Annotated in this window: 27 protein-coding genes; 17 read left to right on the forward strand and 10 right to left on the reverse strand. The window is 64.3% G+C overall.

Features of this window, described 5'->3' with window-relative positions:
* The first annotated feature begins 118 nt into the window (after positions 1–118).
* The 4 genes from NKJ73_RS15965 to NKJ73_RS15980 are packed head-to-tail and all read left to right on the forward strand — an operon-like array spanning position 119 to position 2911.
* Positions 119–826, forward strand: a complete 708-nt coding sequence (locus tag NKJ73_RS15965; protein WP_352453662.1) for a Tim44/TimA family putative adaptor protein — start codon at positions 119–121, stop codon at positions 824–826.
* Between the two features lie 23 nt (positions 827–849).
* Positions 850–1956, forward strand: coding sequence for a murein transglycosylase A (mltA, locus tag NKJ73_RS15970; protein ID WP_352570110.1), 1107 nt, complete (start codon positions 850–852; stop codon positions 1954–1956).
* The gene (locus NKJ73_RS15975; RefSeq protein ID WP_352570111.1) at positions 1953–2489 is read left to right on the forward strand and encodes a Smr/MutS family protein; all 537 of its coding nucleotides are present in this window, start codon (positions 1953–1955) and stop codon (positions 2487–2489) included. Before mltA ends, NKJ73_RS15975 begins: the two co-directional genes overlap by 4 nt.
* Before the next feature lie 53 nt (positions 2490–2542).
* Complete coding sequence (locus NKJ73_RS15980; protein ID WP_352570112.1) at positions 2543–2911, forward strand: helix-turn-helix domain-containing protein; 369 nt, start codon at positions 2543–2545, stop codon at positions 2909–2911.
* Positions 2912–2920: 9 nt separating this feature from the next.
* Here NKJ73_RS15980 and NKJ73_RS15985 read toward each other — a convergent pair whose 3' ends face one another.
* The 3 genes from NKJ73_RS15985 to NKJ73_RS15995 all read right to left on the reverse strand — a co-directional run bounded on the left by NKJ73_RS15985 (position 2921) and on the right by NKJ73_RS15995 (position 5646).
* Positions 2921–3538: a transglutaminase-like cysteine peptidase gene (locus tag NKJ73_RS15985; protein WP_352570114.1), complete on the reverse strand. Its 618-nt coding sequence runs from the start codon at positions 3536–3538 to the stop codon at positions 2921–2923.
* A gap of 215 nt (positions 3539–3753) precedes the next feature.
* The gene (locus tag NKJ73_RS15990) at positions 3754–5031 is read right to left on the reverse strand and encodes a polyhydroxyalkanoate depolymerase (RefSeq protein WP_352570116.1); all 1278 of its coding nucleotides are present in this window, start codon (positions 5029–5031) and stop codon (positions 3754–3756) included.
* Positions 5032–5286: 255 nt separating this feature from the next.
* The gene (locus tag NKJ73_RS15995; RefSeq protein ID WP_352570118.1) at positions 5287–5646 is read right to left on the reverse strand and encodes a septal ring lytic transglycosylase RlpA family protein; all 360 of its coding nucleotides are present in this window, start codon (positions 5644–5646) and stop codon (positions 5287–5289) included.
* Positions 5647–5951: 305 nt separating this feature from the next.
* Here NKJ73_RS15995 and NKJ73_RS16000 point away from each other — a divergent pair, with 305 nt between their 5' ends.
* On the forward strand, positions 5952–6245 hold the full coding sequence (locus NKJ73_RS16000) for a hypothetical protein (protein ID WP_352570120.1): 294 nt from the start codon (positions 5952–5954) through the stop codon (positions 6243–6245).
* Between the two features lie 154 nt (positions 6246–6399).
* Here NKJ73_RS16000 and NKJ73_RS16005 read toward each other — a convergent pair whose 3' ends face one another.
* The 3 genes from NKJ73_RS16005 to tauA form a co-directional block, all read right to left on the reverse strand.
* Positions 6400–7266, reverse strand: a complete 867-nt coding sequence (locus tag NKJ73_RS16005; protein WP_352570122.1) for an ABC transporter permease subunit — start codon at positions 7264–7266, stop codon at positions 6400–6402.
* A complete protein-coding gene (locus tag NKJ73_RS16010; RefSeq protein WP_352570124.1) occupies positions 7263–8036 on the reverse strand; it encodes a taurine ABC transporter ATP-binding protein in 774 nt (257 codons plus the stop codon). Before NKJ73_RS16010 ends, NKJ73_RS16005 begins: the two co-directional genes overlap by 4 nt.
* A gap of 108 nt (positions 8037–8144) precedes the next feature.
* A complete protein-coding gene (gene tauA / locus NKJ73_RS16015) occupies positions 8145–9158 on the reverse strand; it encodes a taurine ABC transporter substrate-binding protein (protein ID WP_352570126.1) in 1014 nt (337 codons plus the stop codon).
* A gap of 351 nt (positions 9159–9509) precedes the next feature.
* On the opposite strand from tauA, the gene NKJ73_RS16020 reads away from it, so the two are divergent.
* The 4 genes from NKJ73_RS16020 to NKJ73_RS16035 all read left to right on the forward strand — a co-directional run bounded on the left by NKJ73_RS16020 (position 9510) and on the right by NKJ73_RS16035 (position 12381).
* A complete protein-coding gene (locus NKJ73_RS16020; protein WP_352570128.1) occupies positions 9510–9701 on the forward strand; it encodes a hypothetical protein in 192 nt (63 codons plus the stop codon).
* Between the two features lie 147 nt (positions 9702–9848).
* Positions 9849–10301: an RrF2 family transcriptional regulator gene (locus tag NKJ73_RS16025; protein ID WP_023675902.1), complete on the forward strand. Its 453-nt coding sequence runs from the start codon at positions 9849–9851 to the stop codon at positions 10299–10301.
* 49 nt (positions 10302–10350) lie between these two features.
* Entirely contained in the window at positions 10351–11697 is a 1347-nt protein-coding gene (locus NKJ73_RS16030; protein ID WP_352570130.1) for an FAD/NAD(P)-binding protein, read from the forward strand.
* A 330-nt stretch (positions 11698–12027) separates the two neighbouring features.
* Positions 12028–12381, forward strand: coding sequence for a winged helix-turn-helix transcriptional regulator (locus tag NKJ73_RS16035; protein ID WP_352570132.1), 354 nt, complete (start codon positions 12028–12030; stop codon positions 12379–12381).
* A gap of 114 nt (positions 12382–12495) precedes the next feature.
* Here the strand turns inward: NKJ73_RS16035 and NKJ73_RS16040 are convergent, their stop codons facing one another.
* Both NKJ73_RS16040 and NKJ73_RS16045 read right to left on the reverse strand, forming a co-directional pair.
* Complete coding sequence (locus NKJ73_RS16040) at positions 12496–13143, reverse strand: cysteine hydrolase family protein (RefSeq protein ID WP_352570134.1); 648 nt, start codon at positions 13141–13143, stop codon at positions 12496–12498.
* Positions 13140–13469: a hypothetical protein gene (locus NKJ73_RS16045; RefSeq protein WP_352570136.1), complete on the reverse strand. Its 330-nt coding sequence runs from the start codon at positions 13467–13469 to the stop codon at positions 13140–13142. Before NKJ73_RS16045 ends, NKJ73_RS16040 begins: the two co-directional genes overlap by 4 nt.
* Before the next feature lie 165 nt (positions 13470–13634).
* Between NKJ73_RS16045 and NKJ73_RS16050 the strand changes: the two genes are divergently transcribed.
* The 8 genes from NKJ73_RS16050 (at position 13635) to NKJ73_RS16085 (ending at position 23355) form a co-directional block, all read left to right on the forward strand.
* Positions 13635–14024, forward strand: a complete 390-nt coding sequence (locus NKJ73_RS16050) for a RidA family protein (protein ID WP_352570138.1) — start codon at positions 13635–13637, stop codon at positions 14022–14024.
* A gap of 186 nt (positions 14025–14210) precedes the next feature.
* Complete coding sequence (locus tag NKJ73_RS16055; protein ID WP_352570140.1) at positions 14211–15635, forward strand: pyridoxal-phosphate dependent enzyme; 1425 nt, start codon at positions 14211–14213, stop codon at positions 15633–15635.
* Complete coding sequence (locus NKJ73_RS16060) at positions 15632–16813, forward strand: cystathionine gamma-synthase (protein ID WP_352570142.1); 1182 nt, start codon at positions 15632–15634, stop codon at positions 16811–16813. The genes NKJ73_RS16055 and NKJ73_RS16060 overlap by 4 nt, the downstream gene beginning before the upstream one ends.
* A gap of 306 nt (positions 16814–17119) precedes the next feature.
* Complete coding sequence (locus tag NKJ73_RS16065; RefSeq protein ID WP_352570144.1) at positions 17120–18088, forward strand: GlxA family transcriptional regulator; 969 nt, start codon at positions 17120–17122, stop codon at positions 18086–18088.
* 293 nt (positions 18089–18381) lie between these two features.
* On the forward strand, positions 18382–19686 hold the full coding sequence (locus NKJ73_RS16070; protein WP_352570146.1) for a M24 family metallopeptidase: 1305 nt from the start codon (positions 18382–18384) through the stop codon (positions 19684–19686).
* A gap of 20 nt (positions 19687–19706) precedes the next feature.
* On the forward strand, positions 19707–20384 hold the full coding sequence (locus NKJ73_RS16075; RefSeq protein ID WP_352570148.1) for an isochorismatase family protein: 678 nt from the start codon (positions 19707–19709) through the stop codon (positions 20382–20384).
* Positions 20385–20400: 16 nt separating this feature from the next.
* Positions 20401–21393, forward strand: a complete 993-nt coding sequence (locus NKJ73_RS16080; protein ID WP_352570150.1) for an alpha/beta hydrolase — start codon at positions 20401–20403, stop codon at positions 21391–21393.
* Between the two features lie 321 nt (positions 21394–21714).
* Positions 21715–23355 carry an ABC transporter substrate-binding protein gene (locus NKJ73_RS16085; protein WP_352570152.1) on the forward strand — a complete coding sequence of 547 codons (1641 nt, stop codon included), beginning with the start codon at positions 21715–21717 and terminating at the stop codon, positions 23353–23355.
* A 139-nt stretch (positions 23356–23494) separates the two neighbouring features.
* On the opposite strand, the gene NKJ73_RS16090 is transcribed toward NKJ73_RS16085, so the two are convergent.
* Together NKJ73_RS16090 and NKJ73_RS16095 are read right to left on the reverse strand one after the other, a co-directional pair.
* On the reverse strand, positions 23495–25024 hold the full coding sequence (locus NKJ73_RS16090; RefSeq protein WP_352570154.1) for a pyridoxal phosphate-dependent decarboxylase family protein: 1530 nt from the start codon (positions 25022–25024) through the stop codon (positions 23495–23497).
* Between the two features lie 25 nt (positions 25025–25049).
* Entirely contained in the window at positions 25050–26135 is a 1086-nt protein-coding gene (locus tag NKJ73_RS16095; RefSeq protein WP_023678947.1) for a PLP-dependent cysteine synthase family protein, read from the reverse strand.
* Between the last annotated feature and the right edge of the window lie 13 nt (positions 26136–26148).

Below are 26148 nucleotides of genomic sequence, written 5' to 3' on the forward strand. Positions count from 1 at the left end.
CCTTTGATTTGAATGATTGCGCCATGCGTTCTATATGCTTTGGATACCGAACGCTATGTGATCGCGGCCCTTGCTTGGCCGCTGGTCCGGCCAAAGCAGGGATTGATTGGCGCAAGATATGGGCTTCTTCGACTTCGGCACGATTTTCTTTCTGATTGCGGCGGTGGTGATCTTCTTCCAGCTGCGCAACGTGCTTGGCCGACGCACGGGCAACGAGCGCCCACCCTTCGATCCATATACGGCAGCGCGCAAAAACGACAAGGATGCCGCCCAGAAACCCGAGAACGTGGTCTCGCTGCCGCGCAAGCGCCTGGCGGGAGAGCCGGCGGCCGATGCCTATGTGGCGATCGATGCCTTTGCCAAGCCGGACACCGATCTCAACCGGGGCCTGCGGGCGATCAAGGACAATGATCCGACCTTCGATCCGAAGACCTTCGTCGACGGCGCCAAGATGGCCTACGAGATGATCGTCATGGCCTACGCCGATGGCGACCGCAAAACGCTGAAGAACCTTTTGTCGCGCGAGGTCTATGACGGCTTCGTCGCGGCCATCGGCGACCGTGAGGCGAAAGCCGAAAAGATCCAGTCCTCCTTCGTCGGCATCGACAAGGCCGACATCGTTTCGGCCGAGATGAAGGGCAGCGAGGCGCACATCACGCTGCGCATTGTCAGCGAGCTGATTTCGGCGACCCGCGACAAGGCCGGCGCCGTCATCGACGGCGATCCCGAAACCGTCGCCGAGGTCAAGGATGTCTGGACCTTCGCTCGTGACGCGCGCTCGCGCGATCCGAACTGGAAGCTCGTCGCCACCGAAGAAGAAGACTGAACTGGACGGCGGCGGAGGCTGTCGTGTCGCTTTCTCGAGCCTTCAGCGAAAAATCCTTTGGCGAATTGCCGGGCTGGGGCGAGGACGACCATCTCCCTGCCTTTGACGCCTTTCGCCGCTCGGCCTTTCATATCCTGACGAAACCCTACCGCTCCGGCGCGCTCGGCGTCGATTACAATGGCTTTGCCGACGCCTATGCCGAAGCGCGCACCGTTTCGCCGGCGAATCGGTTGCAGGCCCGAAGCTTTTTCGAGCGCCACTTCGTGCCGGCCCGTATCGATGCCGAAGGTGGTGGTCCCGGCCTGGTCACCGGCTTTTACGAGCCGGAGGTCGAAGCCTCGCCGGTACGCACGCAACGGTTTTCGGTGCCGTTGCTGTCGCGCCCGGCCGATCTTGTCGACGTCGACGACGGCAATCGTCCTTCCGGCATGGATCCTTATCTCGCCTTCGCACGTGCGGCGCCGAACGGCCCGGTCGAATATTTCGACCGCGGCGAGATCGAGTGCGGCGTGCTTGCCGGAAAAAGGCTGGAAATTGCCTGGCTCGCCGACAAGGTCGACGCCTTCTTCATTCACGTGCAGGGCGCGGCGCGGCTCAAGATGACCGACGGCAGGCTTCGCCGCATCACCTATGCCGCCAAATCCGGCCAGCGCTTTACCGGACCGGGCCAGATCCTGAGCGAGGAAGGCGAGATCCCGCTGGAGAAAGTGACGATGCAGTCGATCCGTGCCTGGTTCAAGGCGCATCCGGAACGCGTCGACGAGATCCTTTGGCGCAACCGCTCCTACATCTTCTTCCGCGAGATGGGCGTCGACGACCCAGAGCTCGGCCCGATCGCTGCCGCCAAGGTGGCGCTGACACCCGGCCGCTCGATCGCCGTCGACCGGCTGCTGCACACGTTCGGCACGCCCTTCCATATCGATGCGCCGTCGCTGACCGCTTTCGACGGAAAACCGTTCCGGCGGCTGATGATCGCGCAGGACACCGGCTCGGCGATCACCGGGCCGGCCCGCGGCGATCTGTTTGCCGGGTCGGGCGATGCGGCCGGCGAGATCGCCGGCGTTATCCGCAACGCCGCCGATTTTTATGCGCTGATCCCCCGGTCGCTTGTTTCAGGAGCAGGCCGATGACCCGGCGCATCGACAGGCTGAGCGAGGACGACCGGGTGCTGTGGAACCTGGTGGCGCGCACGGCAAAGCCGCTGAAGGGCAAAACCGCCGTCGAAATTCCAGACGTCGGGCCGGAGATCGACGAGACCAGGCAGGCGCCGCCGCCGGCACAGGTCGCGGGCAATGCTGCCACGGCCGCAAAGCCGAAGGCGCAGCATGTCTCCCACGCACTCGACGAACCGACGCTGGACAAGCTGTCGAAGGGCCGGCTGCCGATCGAGGGCCGCGTCGACCTGCATGGCCTGACCCAGGCTGAAGCCTATTCCCTGCTGTTTTCCTTCCTGTGCCGGGCGCATGCCGGCGGCATCCGCTACGTCCTTGTGATCACCGGCAAGGGTTCCTCGTCGGGCGGCGATGGCGTCTTGCGGCGCGCCGTGCCGTCATGGCTGTCGACACCCGCCTTCCGGCCCCTCGTCTCCAGCCACGACCATGCCGCCCGCAAACATGGCGGCTCGGGTGCGCTCTATATCCGCTTGCGGCGGGCGCGCTCATGAGGACACGCCCATGAGGGACGCATCTATGAGGATGCACCCATGAAGGTGCGCTTGTGACCCCATTCGGCGAAAAGCTTCGCGTGCTGAGAAACGAGCGCGGCGTCAGCCAGAAGGACATGGCCAAGGCGATCGGCGTCAGCGCGGCCTATCTCTCGGCGCTCGAACACGGCCGCCGCGGTGCGCCGAGCTGGACGCTGATCCAGAAGATCATCGGCTATTTCAACATCATCTGGGACGAGGCCGAGGAACTGGCGCGGTTGGCCGAAACCTCGCATCCGCGCGTCAAGCTCGACACGTCGGGTCTTAGCCCGGCGGCGACCGAGCTTGCCAATCTCCTGGCCGACAACATCGAAAAGCTCGACGAAGCCGAGCTTCGCCGCATCATTGCGTCGATCCGCGCCGCGCTGGCACAGCCGAAATGAGTTGCCTTGTTACTGGACCGAGCCGACCAGCACCTGCTGGCCGCCGCGGATCGAGACCCAGCGGCCGGTATTGTCAATCGCCTGCCGCTTGAGGAAACGATAGCCGGTCTGGTCCCAGGAGCGGACCTGGTCGGTCAGATTGTCGAGGATGTAGTCGCCCTTGTCGGTGCGCACCGTCAGCACGGCGTGGCCTTCGCCATCCGGCTTGCGCACGACGGTCATAAGCAGATCGGAAAACGAGACGCCCAGCCGGTTCAGCTCACGGCGCTTTTCCAGGACATAGTCCTCGCAATCGCCGACGCCCTTGTCGGGATAGGCCCAGACCTCGTCCTTGCCGTAGATGTCGAAGTCGCTCTCCGGCTTGACGGCGGCGTTAACCCTTGCCGTGACGCTGAGCAGCTTGCGCCACAGCGAGCCTGTCAGGCTGGCGGGCGACAGATCCTTCGGGCGGATCGAGCATTCGGACGCGTAGCTCTTGCAGAAATCATAATGGCCGATCGGCTGCGAGGTCGGGCCACCTGTTATCATCGGGCTGGCTGCCGAGGCCGAACCGGCCCAACCTGCCGCCACAGTAAGTCCGGCCAGCGCGCACAGGCGCAGCGTTCTCGCCATTGGTGAGGAAATCATTGTCCCCGCTTGTCCCTTGTTGTTAACGAAACGTTAAGGGGTATTTACAGTCCGTGTCAATTATGAGGATGGATTGATTTTGCGGCATGGTTACCCGCGTGGCGCCAACGCGACTATTGTGCAACAGCTCGGATGGACTACACCGATTCCAACCGGTAATTTTAGCGTTGGCCGACCTGACGCGAGGTCGCGGGCGCGGCATCATCGCTGGTCGCCTATTTCTTGCCGGTCCGGACCAGTTTCGGCTTCACCGCAACGCGGTTCTGACGGCCATAGCTGGTAATGAAATCAACGATGCGCGGCACGATTTCGGAGCGGAAGCGCGAGCCGTTGAACACACCATAATGGCCGACCGCCGGCTGCATGTAATGGGCGTGCCTGTCAGCCGGGATGTTGATGCACAGGTCGTGCGCAGCCTTGGTCTGGCCAAGGCCGGAGATGTCGTCGTTCTCGCCCTCGACCGTGAACAGGGCGACATTGCGGATCGCCGAAGGGTCGACCGCCACGCCGCGATGCGTCATTTTGCCCTTGGGCAAGGCCTGGCGGACAAACACGGTGTCGACGGTCTGCAGGTAGAATTCCGCCGTCAGATCCATCACCGCCAGATATTCGTCGTAGAACTCGCGGTGCTTCTCGGCATTGTCGCCGTCATGCTTCACCAGATGCATGAAGAAGTCCTTGTGGGCGATGATGTGGCGGTCGAGGTTCATGCTCATGAACCCCGAAAGCTGCAGGAAGCCAGGATAGACCTCGCGGCCGAAGCCCGGCACCGGCCAGGGCGCGCGCATGATGACGTTGTCGCGGAACCAGTCGATGCCCTTTTCCTGCGCCAGCAGATTGACCGCCGTCGGATTGCGGCGCGTGTCGATCGGCCCGCCCATCAGCGTCATCGTCGAGGGCACGAACGGATCACCCTTGGCTTCCATCAGTGCCGCCGCCGCCAGCACCGGCACTGAAGGCTGGCACACCGCCATCACATGGGTGTCGGGGCCCAGCGCATGCAGCATGTCGACGATGTAGTCGATATAGTCGTCAAGATCGAAGCTGCCGTCGGCCAGCGGCACCATGCGGGCGTCGACCCAGTCGGTGATATGCACGTCGGCATAGGGCAGCATCGCCTCCACCGTGCCGCGCAGCAGCGTCGCGTAGTGGCCCGACATCGGCGCGACGATCAACAGCTTCGGATCCGGCCGGCGCCCGGCCGGAACCGCGCGCTCGAAACGAACCAGGTTGCAGAACGGCCGCGACCAGACGGTGCGTTCGCTGACCTCGACGTTTTTCCAGTCGACCACGGTCTTGGTCAGGCCGAATTGCGGCTTGCCGTAGCGGCGCGTCGTGCGCTCGAACAGTTCGGCCGTTGCCGCAACCGAGCGGCCCCAGGACGTGTGTGAAACCGGATTGAGCGGATTGGAGTAGAACAGGCGCATCGCATCGGCATAGAGGCGGGCCGGCTGCAAGGCGGCGTGGTTCAGTTCGTAGAGCTGGTAGAACATCGAGAACCCCGCTGCCGACTGCGATCGAAGGGCCGACGAGCAGCGCCGAGCCTTGAATGCCTTGCGGGGAAGTTAGCAACAATCTGCTGCGATGCAATACGTCAACTTGCGTGATTTATGCTCGTTCTTTCGTCCAAGGCGTTGAGAATCCGCCTGGAACGGCAACAGCCGGCTCAATGTGCACCTGCGAAGGCCTGGCAAGCAGCACGGCTATTGGGGATGAGCGTCGGAGGCGGTGTCCGGCCGTGGCGGCCGTTAGACCCGTGCCATGCAGACAGCGGTGTGACCCGAGCTGATGAAGCCAAGCTGGCTGGCGGCGCCCTTCGACAGATCGAGCATCCGGCCCCTGATAAACGGGCCGCGGTCGTTGATACGCACGACGACGCTGCGGCCATTGTTGCGGTTGGTCACCTTCAGCTTGGTGCCGAACGGCAGGCTGCGATGCGCTGCGGTCAGCGCCGACGGGTTCATGCGTTCGCCGGAAGCGGTTCTGGAATGCAGTGAGTACCAGGAGGCACGGCCGCACTGCGCGGCGGCGCTGGCACTGGATGCGCCGACCATCAGGCCAGCCGCGGTCATGGCCGCGACAAGCGCGGTCCGGTTGCTTTTGTTCATGTGTTGGGGACTGGCTCCGTTGACAGACCCGCAGCGGTTAGGGGCGAATGAGGCAGCAAATGCGGCAATGATCTGTCGGTTCCATGACAATGTTACACGTTTGGAGTCGGTGCGAAACAATTTGTCAGAGAGTTTCCGCAGCACGACACAGCTTCTTTGATGATCGTTGCACCGATCTCCGCATGTCTTGCGCAGGATCAGAGGTTAGCATCCAAGTAGAAGTTGGCGTGACCGAACCGCTTCTTTTAGCTGTTCCATTCCGGCCGGAACGCGGCTGACGATCGACTTGGAAAGGAGTTTCAGCAATGAGATTGATCAAAAATCTGCTGGCCTTGATTGTGCTCGCCACCGGCGTGCTGTGGTCATTGCAAGGCATCGGCCTTATCGGTGGCAGCTTCATGACCGGCCAGTCGCAATGGCTCTATGTCGGCATCGTCACCGCGCTGGTTGGCCGGGCTGGCCTGGGCGAACCGCTCGCGTGGTTGAGCAGGCGTCGATCCTCAGGCATTGGCCGGAGCGGCACACAGCGGACCGTGGCAGCCCGGTCACCGCGACCAGTACTGCCAGCCCCAGTAGAAACTTTCGTCGCGCGGCGGTAAGCGGTTGCGCTCCGCGTCCAGATGCACCGGCGTCGGCGTTTTGCGTTCGTCGTCAGGCGGCTGTTTGTCTCCGGCCTTGATCAGGCGGAGCCAATGGCCGAAATGCGCAAACAATACAGCGGTGGAATGGGGCATCGTCACGTCTCCGGTCCGGTTACTCCCGCCCCGCCCACGGGACCAGCACCCGCTCGATCCTGCGGACGATGAATTCGAGCACGAAGGCAATGGCCGCGATCACCAGTATGCCCATCACCACCACGTCGGTGACGAGGAACTGGGCAGCGGACTGGATCATGAATCCGAGCCCGCGCGTCGCGGCCACCAGCTCGGCGGCAACCAGCGTCGACCAGCCGGCGCCAAGCGCGATGCGCAGGCCGGTCAGGATCGAGGGCAGCGCGCTGGGCAGGATGACGTGCCTGATCACTTGGCGCCGCGTGGCGCCAAGTGAGCGCGCTGCATTGATGCGGTCCTTCGATACGCCGCGAACACCCGATGCCGTCGACAGCGCAACTGGCGCCAGCATGGCAATGGCAATCACCAGGATCTTGGACGGCTCGCCAATGCCGAACCAGATAATGATCAGCGGCAGATAGGCGAGCGGCGGGATCGGCCGCAGGAATTCGAGCAGCGGATCGAAGATGCCGCGCCCGATCGTGCTGATGCCGATAGCCAGCCCGATGGGAACGCCGACGAAAACGGCCGCGATCAGCGCTGCAAACACCCGCCACAGGCTGGCGGCGATATGCTGGAGCAGCGTCGCGTCGACAAAGCCGTCACGGGCGACGACGACAAATTTGTTCCAGACTGCGACAGGCGACGGCAGGAAAACCGGCGACACCAATTGCAGGCGGGCCGATGCCGTCCACGCCGCCAGCATCATCAGAATGGTGATCGCGCTAACCACGCGGGCCGAAACGCGGCTGCGTCTCGGCCGCGGCCGCGACCATGGCACCGACAACCCGTCGGCTCCGTCGTCGACCTTGGAGCGCTGCGGCCGCTCGGTATAGGAGGTAACGGTCATGCTGCCTCCCCTTCGAAGATCGCGTCGGTCAGCTCGCCGCGCGCCGCGGCGAAGGCGGGATCGGCCTTGATGCTGCGAATGGCCTCGCCGGCTGCATAGCGCCGGCTGAAGCCGGTCTCGAAGCTCTGCACCACCCGGCCAGGGCCGGGAGCGAGCACAATGATGCGGGTGGCAAGAACCAGCGCTTCGTCGATGCCGTGCGTGACCATCAGCACGCCGACCTGGCTTGCCGTCCACAGATCGAGCAGCGTTGTCTGCATGCGTTCGCGTGTCAGCGCATCGAGCGCGCCCAGCGGCTCGTCGAGCAGCAGGAATTGCGGCTCGGCCGCCAGCGCCCGGGCCAGGCCGACCCGCTGGCGCATGCCGCCGGAAAGCTCCCAGATGCGCTTATCGCCGGCGCCGTCGAGCTTCACCAGCGCCAGAAGCTTGTCGGCGCGCCGCGCCCGTTCAGCCGCCCTGACACCGCGCAGCCTGAGCGCAAAGGCGACATTTTCCCGCGCGGTCAGCCACGGAAACAGCGCGTCGTTCTGGAACACGACGGCGCGGTCAGAGCCTGGCGCCGTGACCGGCCTGCCGCCAATCGTGGCGCGTCCGCGCACAGGCTCGACCAAGCCCGCAGCGACGTTGAGCAACGAGGTCTTGCCGCAGCCGGAGCGGCCGACCAGGACAACGAAGTCATCCTTGGCGATTTCAATCGACACATTTTCGACCGCCGGCGCCGGCTGACCGTCATAGTGGACCGAGACCTTGTCGAGCACGAGATGCGTCATGGGAACCTCGCCGATATTCCGAATCTGTCTGCCCCGAAGCCGCTCCTCGCAAGCGGTTCGGGGCAGGGAGCACGCGGCGTCAGGGAAGGAGAACCGCGCGCGTTGGCGTCAGTTCGAGGCAAGCGCTTCGCTGACATATTTCGACGACACGTATTTCGAATAATCCGGCAGCACGGCGTCAATCTTGCCCTGCTCCTTGAGGAAGGCCGATGTCGCCTCGACCGCCTTGACCGTGCCGCCACCGAGGAACTTGTCCGAGGCCTGCTCCTCGAGCGTCGGGAAGACATAGCCCCTCAGCAGTTGCGGCACGTCTTCGAGCTTGGCCCCGGTGATCCTGGCAATCTTGGCCGCTTGCGGCGAGGACACCGACCATTGATCCGGCTTGGCCAGGAAGTCGGCATAGGCAGCGCCCGTCACTTTGACGAAGTCGCGCACCGCTTCCGGGTTCCTTTCGGCGAAGTCGGTGCGCACGATCCAGGCGTCGAAGGTCGGCGCGCCCCAGGCGGCGACCTGGGAGGAATCCAGCACGACCTTGCCCGTCGTCTTGATCTGGCCGAGTGCCGGATCCCAGACATAGGCGGCGTCGATGTCGCCGCGCGCCCATGCCGCCGCGATCTCCGGTGGCCGTAGATTGAGAATATCGACCGACTTCGGGTCGACACCCTCATGCTTCAGCGCGGCAAGCAGGCTGTAATGCGTCGTCGAAACGAAGGGCACCGCCACCTTCTTGCCGGCAAGGTCGGCGGCCTTCTCGATGCCGGCGCCGTTGCGGGCGACAAGGGCTTCGGATTCGCCGATCAGCCCGACAATGAAGATTGTCTGGATGGGAAGCTCGTGGCTCGCCGCCGCCGCCAGCGGGCTCGAGCCGACATAACCGATGTCGACCGAACCGGAAGCGATCGCCGCGATCACGTCGGCGCCGGAATCGAATTTCCGCCAGTCGATTGTCGACTTGGTCGCGCTCTCATAGGCGCCGTCGGCCTGCGGCACCTTCGAGGGTTCGACGACCGTCTGGTAGCCGATAGTGATCTTGAGGTCCTGCGCATCGGCTGGGCCGAGAAAGGCCGCACCAGCCAAGGCCGCCGAGGACAAGAGAACGATACGTCGCGAAATGGTGGACATGAAAGGCTCCTTGGAAAACGAGAAAAACCCGGATTGCGTTTCATAGTCACCTAACTCTATCGTTCTTGTAGAGTTAAATCCTTCCAATCGGTTCGGTCTGTTAGAAAAAGTCATCTGGCTATGGCAGTTGCACATTCGCACGCTTCTGGGTGACGGGACGGCCCGGGTGAGAACCATCGTCCTTGCCCGGGGAACCTCTTCCACGTCGTCCATGCGCGCACCAAGGATTTTCCCGTTTTCGCCCCTGCATCGGCAAACCATGCTGCGAGTAGCCAAGAAATTGGAAACAAGTTCCCTGTGTTCGCGGTTAAGTCTAGTATCCTTATCGACATTGAAGGATTGGAGAGGACGATGAGCGACGCCACCCTCCTTGTTGCCGCGCGCGGCATGCTTTGGCCTTCAAATTCAGGGGCAGAAACTGCTGTCGGTATTCTCGCCGATGGGGACATTCCTGCCGCCGGCCAGTTTGGCGGTACGCCATTGGCGGCGGCTTCTGTGCTTCCAAAAGCACAAGCCCCGGCCAAAATGGCCATTGCGGCGTGAAAACGAAGCAAAATCAACGTTTCTCGGCTTGTATATCATGTCACTAGAATTTATCTGTAGTGACAGCTTGGACGCGGCGGGGAGGCACGCCAGGCGTTTCGCAACCGGTGGCCTTGCGCCATCGCATGACAGAGAAACGTTCGGGTTATGCTCACAAAAAAAGGTAAATACGGCCTCAAGGCGCTCGTCCATCTGGCACGCCTGCCGGTTGGACAGCTCGCCTTCGTCAACGACATCGCCACAGGAAACAATATTCCGAAGAAGTTCCTCGATGCCATCCTTGGCGAATTGCGCAATGCCGGTTTCGTTCAGAGCCGCAAGGGCAAGGAGGGCGGCTACCGGCTGGCACGCCCGGCGGACGAGATCAAGGTCGGCCACGTCGTGCGCGTGCTCGACGGACCGCTTGCCCCCATTCCTTGCGCCAGCCGCACCCAGTATCAGCGCTGCGAAGACTGCAACGAGGCGACATGCCAAGTCCGACACCTGATGCTGGAGGTCCGGCAGGCCATCGCCGAGGTGCTGGACCAGCGCAGCCTCGCCGAAATGCGCGACATCGCCGGCGACGAGGATTTTTCGGCGGCGTTGAAAATCCAGGCCTGAACCAATCTCTCCTGAGCCGGCGACGATCGCCAGGACAGCTGGTGTGCGCATGACCGTGCGCGCTACGCCAAGTTCGATCATCATTGTCGGTGGCGGTGCCAGCGGCGTCGTGCTTGCCGCGCATCTGCTGAAGTCGCCCAATCCCGATCTACGTGTCAGCTTGATCGAAAAACGCCCTCATTTTGGGCAAGGCATGGCCTATTCAACGCTGCTGTCGGCGCATGTGCTGAATGTCAGCGCGTCGGGCATGAGCGCCTATGCCGACGATCCCGGCAATTTCTCGCGCTGGCTGCTTGAACGCGGCCTGGCAACGCCGGAACAGGCGCCGGTCTATGCGCCGCGCAGCGTCTACGCCCGCTATCTCAAGGAGCTTCTCGACGAGCTCGAGGCGCGTGAGCAGCAGACGGGCCGGCTGCGCCTAATCCGCGAGGAGAGCCTGTCGATCTCGCCGACCGCGTCAGGCGTCGAAGTGGCGCTGGCCAACGGCACCAGCGTGGTTGCGCATCTTGCCGTGCTCGCCACCGGCCACGACGAAGAGCCGGGGGCGGGGCAGGGGCATGCGATCAGGATGGGATCCGAGGCGGATACTGCGCTCGACCCCGAAGCCCGAGTCCTGGTCCTGGGCACCGGCTTGAGCATGGTCGATGCCTTCCTGTCGCTCGAGCAGCGCGGCCACCGCGGCGCGATCGTCGCGGTGTCGCGGCGCGGCCTGCTGCCTTCGCCGCATCGCAAGGGCAATCCGATCAAGCTCGACGTTGCCGACATTCCGCTCGGCACCCAGCTTTCCTATTTCGTCGGCTGGTTCCGCGACCTGATCCGGGAAAACCAGAAGGCCGGCATCGACTGGCGCGACGTCGTCGACGGTCTGAGACCCTTCAACCAGAAGATCTGGCAGAACTGGCCGTCCTCGGCCAAGCGCCGCTTCGTCGAGCACACCAAGGCCTGGTGGGACATCCACCGCCATCGCATGGCGCCGGAAGTCTACACCCGCGTTGCCGAGGCGGTGCAAGCGGGCCGCATCCGCCTTGTCGCCGGGCGCGTCGTCGAGATCGCCGCCGGCGACAGCTTCAGCGTACAGGTCCAGTCGCGCCACACGCAGCAGCTCGAAAGGTTCGACGTCACCCGCATCTATGATTGCACAGGCATCGCCAGGGACATCTCGACCACCTCGAACAGCGTGGTGCGGTCGCTGGTCGAGCGTGGGCTGGCACGGCCGGATCCGCTGCGCCTCGGCCTCGACGTGACCGCGAACTGCGAGGTCATCGCCGGCGACGGCACGGTATCCGCCAAGATCCTCGCCGTCGGGCCACTGACGCGCGGCACCTTCTTCGAAATCGACGCCATTCCCGATATTCGCGTGCAGTGCGCGCGGCTGAGCAAGCGCTTGCTCGGATGAGGCTCCCTTCGTCTTGGCGCAATTCGGACGCAAGACCGCCGCCGTTGGGTGAAAAGACCTCGACGGCATAAACGCGTTCGCTGAAGACGAACCAGGGGTGCGGGAGCTCGCTCCACCAGAGCCGACCGGCCAGCCCGTGGTGGTCGAGACAGCCAGGCGATGACGCCACACGTTTCGGCTGTCTCGCATTGACCGTATTGGTGTCGCGGACGCCCATCTTCGTTCTCCTCCATGGATTTTGTAGCCGGCCAGGCCGTGAGCCGCGACCCTGGCCAGATGACCGGGCAAATTCTGCTTCCGTTGTCACCGTGCCTTGCCTAGCATTGGCGCATGACCCAACGCGGAAGACTGTACGGCTGTCCGGTCGAGTTCGCGCTCGACGCGCTCGGCGGCAAATGGAAGACGGTGATCCTGGCGCGGATCAAGGAACAGCCGATGCGCTATTCCGACCTGCGCCGGCTGATCCCCTCACTCTCGGACAAGATGCTGACGCAGCGCCTGGCCGAGCTTGTCGAGATCGGCTTCGTCACGCTCGAGACGTCGCCGGACGGCAAGGGGCGCTACGCCTTGACCGGGCGCGGCGGTGATCTCGCCGCCGCGCTGCAGGCGCTCTATGACTGGGGCAGCGTGCATGGCCGCGCCGAGGGTGTGCGCTTTCGCACCGACAGCGCAGCCACCACCTAGATCAATTCCGGGAAAAGCGCGGAGCGGTTTTCCGTCCGCAATGTGTGAAGACAAAGCGATGGAGCGGTTCGGCGTTGCCGTGAAACGGTGGGTCGCGCGGCAAGCCGATTGCCCTCAACCCGCGCCGGCAAGCGCGCTGCAGAAGCTTGCGACGTCGGTGACGACGGCTTCGCCGAGGAAGCGTAGCGTCGCCATCGAGCGGTCGCGCGCTTCGCGGTTTCCGAAGCCACAGGCGTCCTCGATTACCATGGCGACGAAGCCATTGTCGGTCGCCTGGCGAACGGTCGGCTCGATGCCGATCTCCATGGCGATGCCAGCGAGCGCTATCGTGCGCACGCCGCAATCGCGCAAGGCAAAGCCGAGCGCGGTGGAATCGAAGGCCGACATCGTGAGCTTGTCGAACACCGCCTCGTCATCGCGGGGTTCCAGCTCGGGCACGATCCGCGTCGCTTCGGCGTCGCGCGGGAACCACGGCTCGACCATGTCGGGGCTGTCGCGCCGCTGCCAGGCCATGGCGGTGCGCAGCTGCGTCGCGCCCATCCATTTGCGCGGCAGCGACAGATGGCGCGTGAACGCCACCCGCATTCCGGCCCCGCGCGCCGCTTCCAGCACCGTGCCGGTACACTCGACGATGGTCGCGGCGCCGGCCACCTGGCGGCAGATACCGACCTGCATATCGTAGACCACCAGCGCCGTGCGGCGCGGATCGCACCACTCAGCCAGGCTGGCCGAAATTTCGATCCCGTCGCTCGACCGGATCATGCCGCCGTCCGGTCCCATGGCTTGGCGATATCGACCGTCGGGTCGAACAGGAATTCCAGCGGCAATGGCGCGTCGAAGGCGATGAAGTGCCATTCCAGCATCCCGGCCTTGGACAGCGGGAAGTCCTCGGTGTAGCGCCTCGCTTCCGCGACGCTGTCGAGCTCGAAGACGATGATGACGCCGCCAATATCGCCGCGCGCATAATTCTCGCGCACGATCCCCGCCTTCCAGAGCCGCCAGACATTCGACACTTCGTCGCGCAGATAAGGCCGCAAATCGTCGAGCGTGACGCCGGGCTTGAAATTGTCATAGGCAAGAATCTTCATCGGCCATTCCTTGCATTGCTGTTCGCCCAGCGCCGGGTAGCATGGCGGAATCGGCGGCCGCAACGAACGAGATGGTGCGTTGAAACGGCCGCACGATTGCCGTTGATCCCTATGGGCGGCCGGGCGGCCACGGGATAATTTTTGCTGAAGAGGAGGAAAAGCGCGGTGAGGCTGAACCCCGAGGGCATGCACAGCAATCCGGCCTATTCGCAAGGCGTGTCGCTGCCGGCATCCGCGCGCATCGTGCTGGTCGGCGGCCAGAATGGCGTCGACGCGCAAGGCCGGATCGTCGCCAGGGACGATCTCCCTGCACAGACCGCTCAGGCGCTTTCCAACCTGGCAAAGGTGCTCGAAGCCGGTGGGGCAAAGCCTGAAGACCTCGTCAGCCTCTCGGTCTATATCGCCGGCGACCTGGACATAGGGCCGGCCTTCGGCGCCTGGATGGCCTTCTGGGCAAACCGTGGCGCGCCGCCGATCATCAAGGTGCTGCGCGTCGCCGGCCTCGGCAATCCGGATTTTCTGATCGAGATCGAAGCCCAGGCGGCGATCGCCTGAACCCTAAGCGGGTTCTGCAAATCTTTTGCCCTGCCTGCAGGCCGACGAAGCTTTCGCGAAATTCCATTCCCCTGCTGGCGGCCGGATTGGCACGATCTATCTTCTTTCCAACTGCAAACGGCTGGAAAAGACGGTAGGTTGCCGTCTTCCAGGGCGGTTGCTCATTCTGGCAACGGAGCATCTGACATGAGCAAGCACAAGATCGTGGCACCGGACGATGCATCGTCCCGCCTGCGCCCGCCCTATGCCTCGGTTCTCGACCTGATCGGGCAGACGCCGGTCGTCGAGCTGACCAAATTCGACATCGGCAAGTGCCGGCTGTTCATCAAGCTCGAAAGCCAGAATCCCGGCGGCTCGATCAAGGACCGCATCGCGCTGTCGATGATTGCCGCCGCCGAAAAACAGGGCAAACTGAAACGCGGCGGGACGATCGTGGAGGCGACCGCCGGCAATACCGGTCTTGGTCTCGCCCAGGTCGGCATCCCCAAGGGCTACCGCATCATCCTCGTCGTGCCCGACAAGATGTCGCGCGAAAAAATCCAGCATCTGCGGGCGCTCGGCGCGGAAGTGCGCATGACGCGTTCCGATGTCGGCAAGGGCCATGCCGAATATTATCAGGACATGGCCGAAAAGATCGCCGCCGAGTTGCCCGGCGCCTTCTACGCCAACCAGTTTGCCAACCCGGCCAATCCGCTGGCCCACGAAACCACGACCGGGCCGGAAATCTTTCAACAGCTCGGAGGCGATGTCGATGCGGTGGTCGTCGGCGTCGGCTCCGGCGGCACGCTGACCGGGCTTGGCCGCTATTTTGCGAAAGTCTCGCCGAAGACCGAGATGATTTTGGCCGATCCGGTCGGCTCGGTGCTGGCCCCGTTGATCAAGACCGGCAAGATGGTAGAGGCCGGAAGCTGGACCGTCGAAGGCATCGGCGAGGATTTCGTGCCGCCCAATGCCGATCTGTCGCTGGTCAGGAAGGCCTATTCCATCCCCGACAAGCAGAGCATGCTTGCGGTGCGCGACCTGCTTTCGAAGGAAGGCATTCTCGCCGGCTCGTCGTCCGGTACGCTGCTTTCGGCAGCGCTTCGCTATTGCCGCGAGCAGACCGTGCCGAAGCGCGTCGTTACCTTCGTCTGCGACAGCGGCAACAAGTACCTGTCGAAAGTCTTCGACGATTTCTGGCTGGTCGAGCAGGGCCTGGCCGAGCAGGAGCAGCATGGCGACCTGCGCGACCTGGTCATGCGCACGCTCCGCACCGGCGATGTCGTGTCCGTCGGCCCGGACGAAAGCCTGCTCAACGCCTATGGCCGCATGCGCCGATCGGATGTCTCGCAGCTGCCGGTGCTGGACGAGGGCAAGCTCGTCGGCATCATCGACGAAAGCGATATCCTCGCCAAGGTCGAAGGCCCCTATGACAGCCGCTGGGACCGCTTCAAGGCCCCGGTCAGTACGGCTATGACCTCTACCCTGCACACGCTGCAAGCCAGCCAGACGCTGGACGCGTTGCTGCCGGTCTTCGATCGCAACGAGGTCGCCATCGTCTTCGATGGCGACGAATTCATCGGCCTGATAACACGCATCGACCTGATCAACCATCTGAGGCGCGCCCGATGACCGTCAAAGCCACCGTATCGGGCAAAAACCGCCTCGCCTTTTCGACGCGCACCATCCATGGCGGCCAGAGCCACGACCCGACGACGGGCGCGGTGATGGTACCGATCTATGCCACTTCGACCTACGGTCAGCAGAGCCCGGGCGTGCACAAGGGCTTTGAATATGCCCGCAGCCAGAACCCGACCCGCTTCGCCTTCGAGCGCGCGGTGGCCGACCTCGAAAGCGGCACAGCCGCCTTCGCCTTCGCTTCGGGGCTGGCGGCGATCGCAACCATTTTCGAATTGCTCGATTCAGGCGCGCATATCGTCGCGACCGACGACATCTATGGCGGCACGTTCCGGTTGCTGGAACGGGTGCGCAAGCGCTCGGCCAATTTGCAGGTCGACTTCGTCGACTTCACCGACCTTGCCGCGGTCGAGGCGGCGATCCGCCCGGAAACCAAAATGCTCTGGGTCGAGACGCCGACCAACCCGCTGCTGCGTGTCGTCGACCTCGAAGGCGTCGCAGCACTTGCCAGGCGCAAAGGCGTGCTCTCAGTCGCCGACAACACTTTCTGCAGCCCCTATCTGCAGCGGCCGCTGGAGCTCGGCATCGACATCGTGGTCCATTCGACGACGAAATACCTCAACGGCCATTCCGACATGGTCGGCGGCGTCGCCGTGGTCGGCGACAACAAGGATCTCGCCGACCGGCTGAAATTCCTGCAGAACGCCATCGGCGCCATTTCAGGGCCGTTCGACAGTTTCCTGGCGCTGCGCGGACTGAAGACGCTTGCGCTGAGGATGGAGCGTCATTCGTCGAACGGCCAGAAGATCGCGCACTGGCTGGAGACCCGTCCCGACATCCGCCGTGTCATCTATCCCGGCCTGCCCAGCCACCCGCAGCACGCCATCGCCAGGCGGCAGATGCACGCCTTCGGCGGCATGATCACGGTCGAGCTCGACCGCGACCTCGCCGGCACCAAACGCTTCCTCGAACATACGCAACTGTTCACGCTGGCCGAAAGCCTCGGCGGCGTCGAAAGCCTGATCGAGCACCCGGCGCTGATGACGCACGGCTCGATCCCGGCGAAAAAACGCGCCGAGATCGGGATTTCGGATTCGCTGGTGCGGTTGTCGGCCGGGATCGAGGACGGCGACGATCTGATCGCGGATCTGGATCAGGCGCTGGCGAGTTAGAAAGCGCCCGACCAAAGGCGATCGACCGCCAATGTTGGCGCTGCCCCTCATCGCCCTGCCGGGCACTTCTCCCCGTATAGGGACGGGGAGAAGGGAAATGGCCGCAACGCCGCCGCTCTCTTTGCAATGTTGGCGATTGGCGAACCCGTCGATGAGAGCGCTCCTCTCCCCGTCACTATACGGGGAGAGGATGCCGGCAGGCAGGTGAGGGGCAGCGCCGGCGCTTCGTGATCACGCCAACCCCGTTGACCCCAAGCCCCATCTGCCCGAATTGTAGCGCCGCAACCCTCCCGGCTCCGGACCCCCATGGCCACGCGCGACGCACCCAAACCTACCGAGCCCCTCACCTTCGCCGTGCTGGTTTTCCCCGGCTTTCCGATGATGGCGTTCAGCTCGGTGATCGAGCCGCTGCGCGCGGCGAACGTGCTGGCCAAGCGGGACTGGTACCGCTGGATCATCGTCGGCGCCGCCGAAGGCCCGGTGGAGGCCTCGAACGGCGTCGTCATCCAGCCCGGCTTTGCCGCCCATGACGCGCCGAAGGTCGATCGCGTCGTCGTCTGCTCGGGCGGCGATGCCGATCATCTCGTCGCGCACGATGCGGTGAGCTGGATCCGCAGGAGCCTGCGCGACGGCGCCCATATCGGTGCGGTGGCGGATGCCGCCTTCTTCCTGGCTCGGGCCGGCCTGCTCGACGGTCATGCCTGCACCTTGCACTGGACCAGCCAGGCTGCCTTCACCGAAGCGTTTCCGGATATCGAGCTGAGGCGCGATCTCTATGTCATCGACCGCAAGCGCTTCACTTCGGCCGGTGGCGTCGGCAGCCTCGACATGATGCTGGAGATCATCACCAGCGATTATGGCGCCGAACTGGCCGCCGGCGTCGCCGAATGGTTTGTGCACAGCCCGCTACGCTCCAGCGTCGACCGCAAGCTGATGCCGCTCAGGCTGCGGACCGGCGTGCAGAACGAACTGGTGCTGTCGGCCATCGCCATCATGGAGGATGCGGTGGAGGAGCGGCTCGGCATGGCGGAACTGGCGGGGCGACTTGGTGTCTCCTCCGATAAGCTCGAACGCAATTTCCGCTCCGAACTCAGTATCTCGCCCAACGGCTATTACCGCCGCCTGCGGCTGAAGCGTGCCGCCGACCTCTTGGCGCATTCGACGCTGATGGTGCGCGACGTCGCGCTGGCCTGCGGTTTCGCCTCGATGTCGAGCTTTGCGCGGGCGTTCCGGGAGGAGCATGGCCATGCGCCGAAGGTGATGCGGAGGCATTAGGTATTTCGGATGTTGGCGGGACAGCGCCCCTCTCTGCCCTGCCGGGCATCTCCCCCACAAAGGGGGGAGATTGGCCGTCGCCTCCGCTTTCGCCAATTGCCAACATCGCGAGAGTAGCGCCATCGGCGAAGCTGCCGATCTCCCCCCTCGTGGGGGAGATGTCCGGCAGGACAGAGAGGGGCGCGAAGGATCGCCGGCGCGTCGGGGCTGCGGCATCCGGCACAACATATGCGGCATCTCGCACAGCCTCTACGCGGCGCATAGCCCATCCTCGCCGCTTCCAGGAGGCACCCATGAGCATCGTCGTTTTTGACCCCGACAGCACCGAGGATGTCGACTTCAAGGACCGCATGCGCCATCCGGCGGCGGCGGATCCGGCCGGCGGCATGTGGCTGTCGGACACCGAGCCGTCCTTCATCGACGCCGACGCGCTGCGCAAGGGCCGGCTGGCCAGGCTGCGCGCCTGGATGCGCGAGGCCGGCTATGGCGGCGTCGTTTTGTTCGACCCCTACAACCAGCGCTACGCCACCGGCTCGCGCAACATGTTCGGCTATTTCCTGCGCAACTCGACGCGCTACTTCTTCATCCCCACCGAAGGGCCGATCGTGTTGTTCGAATATCCGCAGAGCTACCATGTCTCGATGGTGCTCGACACGATCGACGAGGCGCGTCCGTCCAAGCTGGTCTGGTCATCGGTGTCAGGCCGCGACGACGAGACCGCCGGCCCGTTCGCCGATGAGATCGCCGAATTGCTCAAGGCGCATGGCGGCGGCTCGATGAAGCTCGGCCTTGACCGCTGCAGCCATCTGCAGGCACTGGCGCTGGAAAAGCGCGGCTGCGAGGTGCGGGATTGCCAGGGCGAGATTTTGGCGGTGCGCGCGGTCAAGACGCCCGAGGAAGTAAAATGCCTGCAGGTGTCGATGGCTGGTGCCGAGGCTGCGGTCTATGCGGTGCGCGAGGCGATCAAGCCTGGCGTTTCCGAAAACGAGCTGTTCGCCATCATGTATGGTGAGGTGATCCGGCAAGGCGGCGAGTTCATCGAGACCCGGCTGCTGACCTCGGGCCAGCGCACCAATCCGTGGTTCAACGAGGCGAGCGGCCGCAAGATCAGGCCGGGCGAACTCTTGGCGCTCGATACCGATACGATCGGCTGCTACGGCTATTATTCGGACTTTTCGCGCACCTTCCGTTGCGGACCGGGCAAGCCGACGGACTATCAGAAGTCGCTCTACCGCATGGCGCACGACCAGGTTCAGCACAATATCGGGGTCGTCAAGCCGGGCATGGCGTTTCGCGAGATTGCCGAAAGGGCCTGGAAGATACCGGACCGCTTCGTCGACCAGCGTTATACCTCGGTCATGCACGGCGTCGGCATGCATGGCGAAACGCCGTTCATAGCGCACGCCATGGACTACGAGACCTATGGCCGCGACGGGGTCATCGTGCCCGGCATGGTGGTCAGCGTCGAAAGCTATATCGGCGAGAAGGGCGGCCGCGAGGGCGTCAAGCTGGAAGACGAGATCCTGATCACCGAGACCGGCACCGAGCTCCTGTCGCGCTTCCCCTATGAGGATGTTTTCCTTGACAGGCATGTTTGAGTGTTGACAGGCAGTTTTGCATGAAAAGCCCGATCTCGATCAAGCGCGGCAAGGTGGCGGCGGTGTTCATCGATCTCCAGGAGGAGCATCGGCGGGACAAGCGCTATCTGGTCGAAGGCTATGGCGACATCCTCGCCAACGTCCAGCGGCTGCAGGAGGCGGCGCGGGCCAACAATGTGCCCCTTTACCACTGGGCCTATATCGTCGATCTCGCCACGGCGCGGCCGCTCCACCCGGTCGAGGCCAGCGGCAAGTCGGCGTTTTCCGACAAGGACGATCCGCTGACTGCGATCTGCGCGGAAGTGGGCCCGGCGACAGGCGAGATGATGCTGGTCAAGACCGATGCCAGCGCCTTCCGCACGGGGCCTGCCGCCGAGCGGCTGAAGGCCGACGGCATCGAGTGGCTGGTCGTTGCCGGCGTCTGGACCGAGGCCTGCATCGATGCCACCGTCAAGGATGCGGTGGCGCTCGGGTTTCGAGTGCTGCTGGTCAAGGATGCCTGCGGCAGCGGCAGCACGGCGATGCACCAGACGGCCATCCTCAACCTTGCCAACCGGCTCTATGGCGGTGCCGTCACCACCACCGACGGCGCCTGCCGGCTGCTGGCAGGCGAGACGGTCGAAGCCTGGCAGGTCGAGGGCTCGGTGCCGCTGCGCTTCAGCTATGAAAATGCTGCCCGGCTCTACGCCGAGCTCTGAGCGGGATCGCGCAGCGATGATCACCGAGGCCGAGCGACCCGGAACGAGAGGGCGCGGAAAATACCAAACGCTGCTCGATCCGGAGCTGTGGGCCTATATCGATCGGGTCAACGAGTGGTATCCGCCCGAAATCGTCTACATGCCGATCGACAGGCAGCGGGCGGTCTATGATGCCATGTGCCGGGCGTTTCGCGAGCCCTATCCACCCGGCGTCAAGGCCAGCGACAGCGCGGTTCCTGCCGGCGACCGTGCGATCCCGGTCCGGCGTTACCAGATGGCGGGCACGGCGCCGCAAGCGATGGTTGTCTATTATCACGGCGGCGGCTTCGTCCTTGGCGGGCTCGACAGCCATGACGACACCTGCGCCGAGATATGCGCCGGCACCGGCTTTGCCGTGCTGTCCGCCGATTACCGGCTGGCGCCCGAGCATCTGCATCCGGCCGCCTTCGACGATGCGCTGGCCGTATTCGAATGGGCGACGGCGACGGCCGGCCTGCCGATAGTGCTCTGCGGCGAAAGCGCCGGCGGCAATCTGGCCGCTGCGGTGGCACAGGCGACACGCCGCCATCCTCGCCATGCGATCGGCCAGGTGCTGATCTATCCCGAGCTCGGCGGCCCGGAACCAGTTGGCAAAGAGAGCGCCGGCTCCTGTGTCGAGCACGCCGAAGCGCCGCTGCTGACGTTGCGCGACATCGAGTTCTATCGCCAGATCCGGTCGGCGAAGGGACAGTCGCAGGACGACCCGACCTTTTCGCCGCTCAGCGACACCGACTTCTCCGGGCTGCCGCCGACGGTCATCGTCACCGCGCAATGCGACCCGCTGTCCTCGGAAGGCGAGGCCTATCGCGACCGCATCCTGGCCGCCGGCGGTCGCGCCTGGTGGCATGAGGAGCCGCGCCTCGTGCATGGCTTTCTACGCGCCCGCGAGACCGTGCCGCGAGCCGGCGAAGCCTTCGGGCGCATCATTGCGGCCATCGCCGCGCTCGGCAAAGGCGACTGGCCTTACTGAGGTTGCGAAGGCCCCCTCATCCGGCCGCTTCGCGTCCACCTTCTCCCCGCTGGGGAGAAGAGGCTGGCATCAACGCTGGCGACCTCCTCTCCCCCCGGGGGAGAGGTCGGATTGCCCCGTATTGCTCTTCGTAATTCGGTTGGCAATCCGGGTGAGGGGGACCTTCCGTTTGCGGAACAGCGCACAAGAACTGCGGAAGTCCGAACACTCCCCCACGGGAGCTCGCCCTATCATCCCCGAGGCAATGGCGCTCCGGCGATCGCATCCGTCCCCCGCGTTTGGCGATCGGCAGAGGTGCCCAACAACAGGGGAATGACGACAATGAAGTTCATGCTGACCGATCGAAAACTGCATCCGCAGGCCGAGCCCGTCGCCGATGGCTTCAAGAAAGGCCAGATGAACCGGCGCGAATATCTCGCCACCATGGCTGCGCTCGGCGTCAGCGCTACCGGCGCGCTGGCGCTCGGCGGGCTTGCGCCGTCACCGGCCAGGGCCGAGGAGCCGAAGCGCGGCGGCATCTTGCGCGTCGCCATGAACGTCAAGGGCTGGAAGGATCCGCGCACCTTCGACGGCGTCGAGATGTCCAACGTCGCCCGCCAGTGCAACGAATATTTGGTGCGCTGGAAGCGCGACTTCACCTTCGAGCCATGGCTGCTCGAGAGCTGGGAAACCAGCGACGACGCCCGCGTGCTGACGCTGCATGTCCGCAAGGGCATCACCTGGTCGAACGGCGACACCTTCAACGCCGACGACGTGATCCACAATCTGACGCGCTGGTGCGATGCGTCCGTCGCCGGCAATTCGGTGGCCGCGCGCATGGGCGCACTGGTCAACGCCGATACCAAGAAGGCCGTCGACGGCGGCATCGAGCGCGTCGACGATTTCACCGTCCGGCTCAATTTGCCCAAGCCCGACATTTCGCTGATCGCCGGCATGGCCGACTATCCGGCGCTGATCATGCACCGCAGCTATGAAGGCGACGGCGATCCGCTGAAGGCATTGGCGATCACCACCGGGCCTTGCGAACTCGTGGCATGGGACGCCGAGGTCGGCGCCGAAGTCCGCCGCAAGGACAAGCCATGGTGGAAGGGCGAGTTCTACCTCGACGGCATCAAATGGGTCGACTACGGCTCCGACCCCAACGCCATGCTGTCGGCCTTCGAATCGGGCGAGATCGACACCGACCACGAAACCGCCTCCGATACGGTTGCGCAGACCGAGTCCATGGGCCTGAGCAATTCCGAGATCGCCACCGGTTCGACCATCGTGGCGCGTTTCAACGTCGGCAACCCGCCCTATGACGACATCAAGGTGCGGCGCGCCGCCCAACTTGCCGTCGACAATGCCGCCGTGCTGAAGGTCGGCATGGACAACCGCGGCAAGCCTGCCGAGAACCATCATGTCGGGCCGATGCATCCCGAATATGCCGATATCGGCCCGGCCGTCCGCAACATTGATCAAGCCAAGGCCCTGCTCGCCGAGGCCAGCAAGGCCGACCACGAATACGAACTCATCTCGGTCGACGTCGACTGGCAGAAGAGCACCGGCGACGCCATCGCCGCGCAGATGCGCGAGGCCGGGCTGAAGATCAAGCGCACCGTGCTGCCGGCCGCGACCTTCTGGAACGACTGGAGCAAATATCCTTTCTCCTGCACGGAATGGCTCGGCCGGCCGCTCGGCGTCCAGGTGCTGGCGCTCGCTTATAAGTCTGGCGCCGCGTGGAACGAGAGCGCCTACGCCGATCCGGAATTCGACAGTCTGCTCGACAAGGCGCTGGCGATGCCCGATCCCGGCGCCCGCAAGGAGCTCATGGCCAAGATCGAACAGAATCTGCGCGATTCCGGCGTCATCATCCAGCCCTACTGGCGCTCGGTCTACCGCACCTACCGCAAGGGCGTGCATGGCTGCGAGCAGCACCAGTCGCTCGAGCAGCATTTCGAGAAGGTTTGGCTCGAGGCGTAGCCTTGCAGACGACCAATTGTCGGGGCCAGCGCCGCTCCTTCCACCTTCTCCCCTTGTGGGAGAAGGTGGATTGGCGCGCAGCGCCAAGACGGTTGAGGGGTGCGGACGGAGTGCCGTCAGTATCAAGCTGGAACACCCCTCATCCGGCCGCTTCGCGTCCACCTTCTCCCACAAGGCGAGAAGGAAGAGCCACGCCAGGCCTTGAAATCTCCAGTCCAAGCCGCACGGTCTCCCGCACCAGCAGGTCCAGATCGTCGCGCCGGGTGCGGTGGTTGTTGATCGCCACCCTGAGGCTATGCTGGCCATGCACCGTCGTGTCGGAAATGGCGGCGATGCCTTCTTCCTGCAGCCTCAGCATGATCTCGGTATTGAGCGCTTTCAGGCGCTCCCCGCCCAGTCCGTCCGCGCGGTAGCGAAAGCAGACGATGTTGATGCTCACCGGCGCTACCAGTTCGAGTGCCGGTTCGGCCGCGATCAGCGCGCCGAGATAATGCCCTTGCGCGATGTTCTGGTCGATCAGCCGGCCGAACTTTTCGATGCCGTGCTCTCGCAACGCCATCCACACCTTCAGAGCGCGAAAGCCGCGCGTCGTCTGCAGGCCGTAATTGTGCAGCCATTGGCCGGAGGCCAGGCCGCGCGGCGTCGATTCCAGATATTCCGGCGTCACCGCGAACGTGCCGCGATGCACGGAGGCATCCCGGATCAGCGCGCAGCCGACCTCGAATGGCGCGTGCAGCCATTTATGCGGATCGAGCGCGATCGAGTGGGCGTGCTCGATGCCGGCAACGCGATGCGAATTGTCTGGCGCAATCGCAAGCAAGGCGCCGATGCAGCCATCGACGTGAAACCACAGATCCTCTTTTGCCGCCAGGTCAGCCAGCGCTTGCAGATCGTCGATTGCGCCGGTGTTCACCGTGCCGGCCGTACCGATTACGCAGGCCGGCTTGAAGCCGGCGTCGCGGTCCTCGGCGATCGCCGCCCGCAACGCAGCGATGTCGATCCGCAGCCCGGCATCGCTCGGGATGCGACGCAGCGCCCGGTTGCCGAGGCCGAGCACTTCCATCGCCTTGCGGTGACAGGAGTGAAGCTGGTCGGAGCCGTAGAAACGCAGCGGCTTGTCGATGCCGGCAACGCCGTGCTCGCGTATGTCGATGCCGGCCTTGGCGTTGCGCGCCACGGTCAGCCCGATGATGTTGGCCATCGAGCCGCCGCTGACCAGCGTGCCGCTGGCCGATTGCGGAAAGCCCAGCATCTGCTTCAGCCAATCGACGACCTGGCCGTCCATCAAGGCGGCGGCGTGGTTGCCGCCGCCGAGGTTGGAGCCCTGGATCGCCGCCAGGAAATCACCGAGCGCCCCGGTGAAATTGCTCGACCCCATGTACCAGGCCCAGAAGCGCGGATGGATATTGCCCATTGGATAGGCCATCAGCTTCTTGACAACGTCGCCATAGACATCGGCCAGCGGCGTTGGCGATTGCGGCAGGGACGCGGTGAAGAACTCCCTCACATCTCCAGGCATCTCCTGCCACACCGGCCGCTCTCTGACATCGCGCAGGTAGGCGACGGCATCGTCGACGACCCGATGCGACAGGACCTGCACATCTCCCCAGTCCGAGGGGTCAAGCGTTTCCTCGGCGGTCGTGGCGGGCAATCCAGACGGCGTGTCCATGCAGGTCGCTCCCGATATGCCGCCGTCACGCCGGAAACTGGCAGCCGGGCGTCGACTGCGAAAGCGCAGTCTCCTCGGCGTCCATCTCCGCCTCGATGCCGTCGAACAGCGGTGTCGTCATGTAGCGTTCGCCAGTATCGGGCAGCATGCACAGGATCACCGAGCCGGGCGCCGCCTTTTCCGCGATCTGCCGCGCCACCGCGAAGGTCGCTCCGCCGGAGATGCCGGTGAAAATCCCTTCCTTCTGCGCCAGCGCCTTGGCCCATTTCATGCCCTCGGGCCCGGCAATCGGCACCACCTCGTCATAGAGGCTTGCGTCTATCGCCTCCTGCAGCACGTCCGGAATGAAGTCGGGCGTCCAGCCCTGGATCGGATGCGGCTCGAACGCCGGATGGCTGGCGGCAGGCGCGCCGCCGGTGCCGCGCTGCTGCGGCTTGCCGCTGCCGATAAGCTGCGCATTGGCCGGTTCGGCGAGCACGATCCGGGTCTCCGGCCGCTCGCGGCGCAGCACGCGTCCGACGCCGGCGACGGTGCCGCCCGTGCCGTAGCCGGTGACGAAGCAGTCGAGCCGCGAGCCGGCGAAATCGTTGATGATCTCGCGCGCCGTCGTCGCTTCGTGAATGGCGGCGTTGGCCTTGGTTTCGAACTGGCGGGCCAGGAACCAGCCATTGGCTTCGGCGAGCTCCACCGCCTTCTTGTACATGCCGAAACCCTTCTGGGCGCGCGGCGTCAGCACCACCTTGGCGCCCAGCATGCGCATCAGCTTGCGGCGTTCGATGGAAAAACTGTCGGCCATCGTCACCACCAGCGGATAGCCCTTCTGGGCGCAGACCATGGCAAGGCCGATGCCGGTGTTGCCGCTGGTCGCCTCGACCACGGTCTGGCCAGGCTTTAGAGCGCCGCTGAGCTCGCCTTCCTCGATGATGTTGAGCGCCAGCCGGTCCTTCACCGAGGCGGCGGGATTGAAGAACTCGGCCTTCACATAGATCGTGGCATGGTCCGGTCCGAGATTATTGATGCGGATCACCGGCGTATCGCCGACCGTGTCGAGAATGCTGTCGAACAGACGGCCGCGCCCGGCGGTGGTTCTGATTTTCTGTTGATGCAACATGTCGATCTCCTCG

Origin of the sequence: Mesorhizobium sp. M0074 (assembly GCF_040322975.1) — a bacterium.
In the GTDB taxonomy this organism is placed as follows: Bacteria; Pseudomonadota; Alphaproteobacteria; order Rhizobiales; family Rhizobiaceae; genus Mesorhizobium.

Excerpts from the sequence above, each read along its gene's own strand:
- NKJ73_RS15965 (WP_352453662.1), top strand. The coding sequence starts at position 119 with ATGGGCTTCTTCGACTTCGGCACGATTTTCTTTCTGATTGCGGCGGTG.
- NKJ73_RS15975 (WP_352570111.1), top strand. The coding sequence starts at position 1,953 with ATGACCCGGCGCATCGACAGGCTGAGCGAGGACGACCGGGTGCTGTGG.
- NKJ73_RS15985 (WP_352570114.1), bottom strand. The coding sequence starts at position 3,538 with ATGATTTCCTCACCAATGGCGAGAACGCTGCGCCTGTGCGCGCTGGCC.
- NKJ73_RS15990 (WP_352570116.1), bottom strand. The coding sequence starts at position 5,031 with ATGTTCTACCAGCTCTACGAACTGAACCACGCCGCCTTGCAGCCGGCC.
- NKJ73_RS15995 (WP_352570118.1), bottom strand. The coding sequence starts at position 5,646 with ATGAACAAAAGCAACCGGACCGCGCTTGTCGCGGCCATGACCGCGGCT.
- NKJ73_RS16000 (WP_352570120.1), top strand. The coding sequence starts at position 5,952 with ATGAGATTGATCAAAAATCTGCTGGCCTTGATTGTGCTCGCCACCGGC.
- NKJ73_RS16005 (WP_352570122.1), bottom strand. The coding sequence starts at position 7,266 with ATGACCGTTACCTCCTATACCGAGCGGCCGCAGCGCTCCAAGGTCGAC.
- NKJ73_RS16010 (WP_352570124.1), bottom strand. The coding sequence starts at position 8,036 with ATGACGCATCTCGTGCTCGACAAGGTCTCGGTCCACTATGACGGTCAG.
- tauA (WP_352570126.1), bottom strand. The coding sequence starts at position 9,158 with ATGTCCACCATTTCGCGACGTATCGTTCTCTTGTCCTCGGCGGCCTTG.
- NKJ73_RS16020 (WP_352570128.1), top strand. The coding sequence starts at position 9,510 with ATGAGCGACGCCACCCTCCTTGTTGCCGCGCGCGGCATGCTTTGGCCT.
- NKJ73_RS16025 (WP_023675902.1), top strand. The coding sequence starts at position 9,849 with ATGCTCACAAAAAAAGGTAAATACGGCCTCAAGGCGCTCGTCCATCTG.
- NKJ73_RS16030 (WP_352570130.1), top strand. The coding sequence starts at position 10,351 with ATGACCGTGCGCGCTACGCCAAGTTCGATCATCATTGTCGGTGGCGGT.
- NKJ73_RS16035 (WP_352570132.1), top strand. The coding sequence starts at position 12,028 with ATGACCCAACGCGGAAGACTGTACGGCTGTCCGGTCGAGTTCGCGCTC.
- NKJ73_RS16040 (WP_352570134.1), bottom strand. The coding sequence starts at position 13,143 with ATGATCCGGTCGAGCGACGGGATCGAAATTTCGGCCAGCCTGGCTGAG.
- NKJ73_RS16045 (WP_352570136.1), bottom strand. The coding sequence starts at position 13,469 with ATGAAGATTCTTGCCTATGACAATTTCAAGCCCGGCGTCACGCTCGAC.
- NKJ73_RS16055 (WP_352570140.1), top strand. The coding sequence starts at position 14,211 with ATGAGCAAGCACAAGATCGTGGCACCGGACGATGCATCGTCCCGCCTG.
- NKJ73_RS16060 (WP_352570142.1), top strand. The coding sequence starts at position 15,632 with ATGACCGTCAAAGCCACCGTATCGGGCAAAAACCGCCTCGCCTTTTCG.
- NKJ73_RS16065 (WP_352570144.1), top strand. The coding sequence starts at position 17,120 with ATGGCCACGCGCGACGCACCCAAACCTACCGAGCCCCTCACCTTCGCC.
- NKJ73_RS16070 (WP_352570146.1), top strand. The coding sequence starts at position 18,382 with ATGAGCATCGTCGTTTTTGACCCCGACAGCACCGAGGATGTCGACTTC.
- NKJ73_RS16075 (WP_352570148.1), top strand. The coding sequence starts at position 19,707 with ATGAAAAGCCCGATCTCGATCAAGCGCGGCAAGGTGGCGGCGGTGTTC.
- NKJ73_RS16080 (WP_352570150.1), top strand. The coding sequence starts at position 20,401 with ATGATCACCGAGGCCGAGCGACCCGGAACGAGAGGGCGCGGAAAATAC.
- NKJ73_RS16085 (WP_352570152.1), top strand. The coding sequence starts at position 21,715 with ATGAAGTTCATGCTGACCGATCGAAAACTGCATCCGCAGGCCGAGCCC.
- NKJ73_RS16090 (WP_352570154.1), bottom strand. The coding sequence starts at position 25,024 with ATGGACACGCCGTCTGGATTGCCCGCCACGACCGCCGAGGAAACGCTT.
- NKJ73_RS16095 (WP_023678947.1), bottom strand. The coding sequence starts at position 26,135 with ATGTTGCATCAACAGAAAATCAGAACCACCGCCGGGCGCGGCCGTCTG.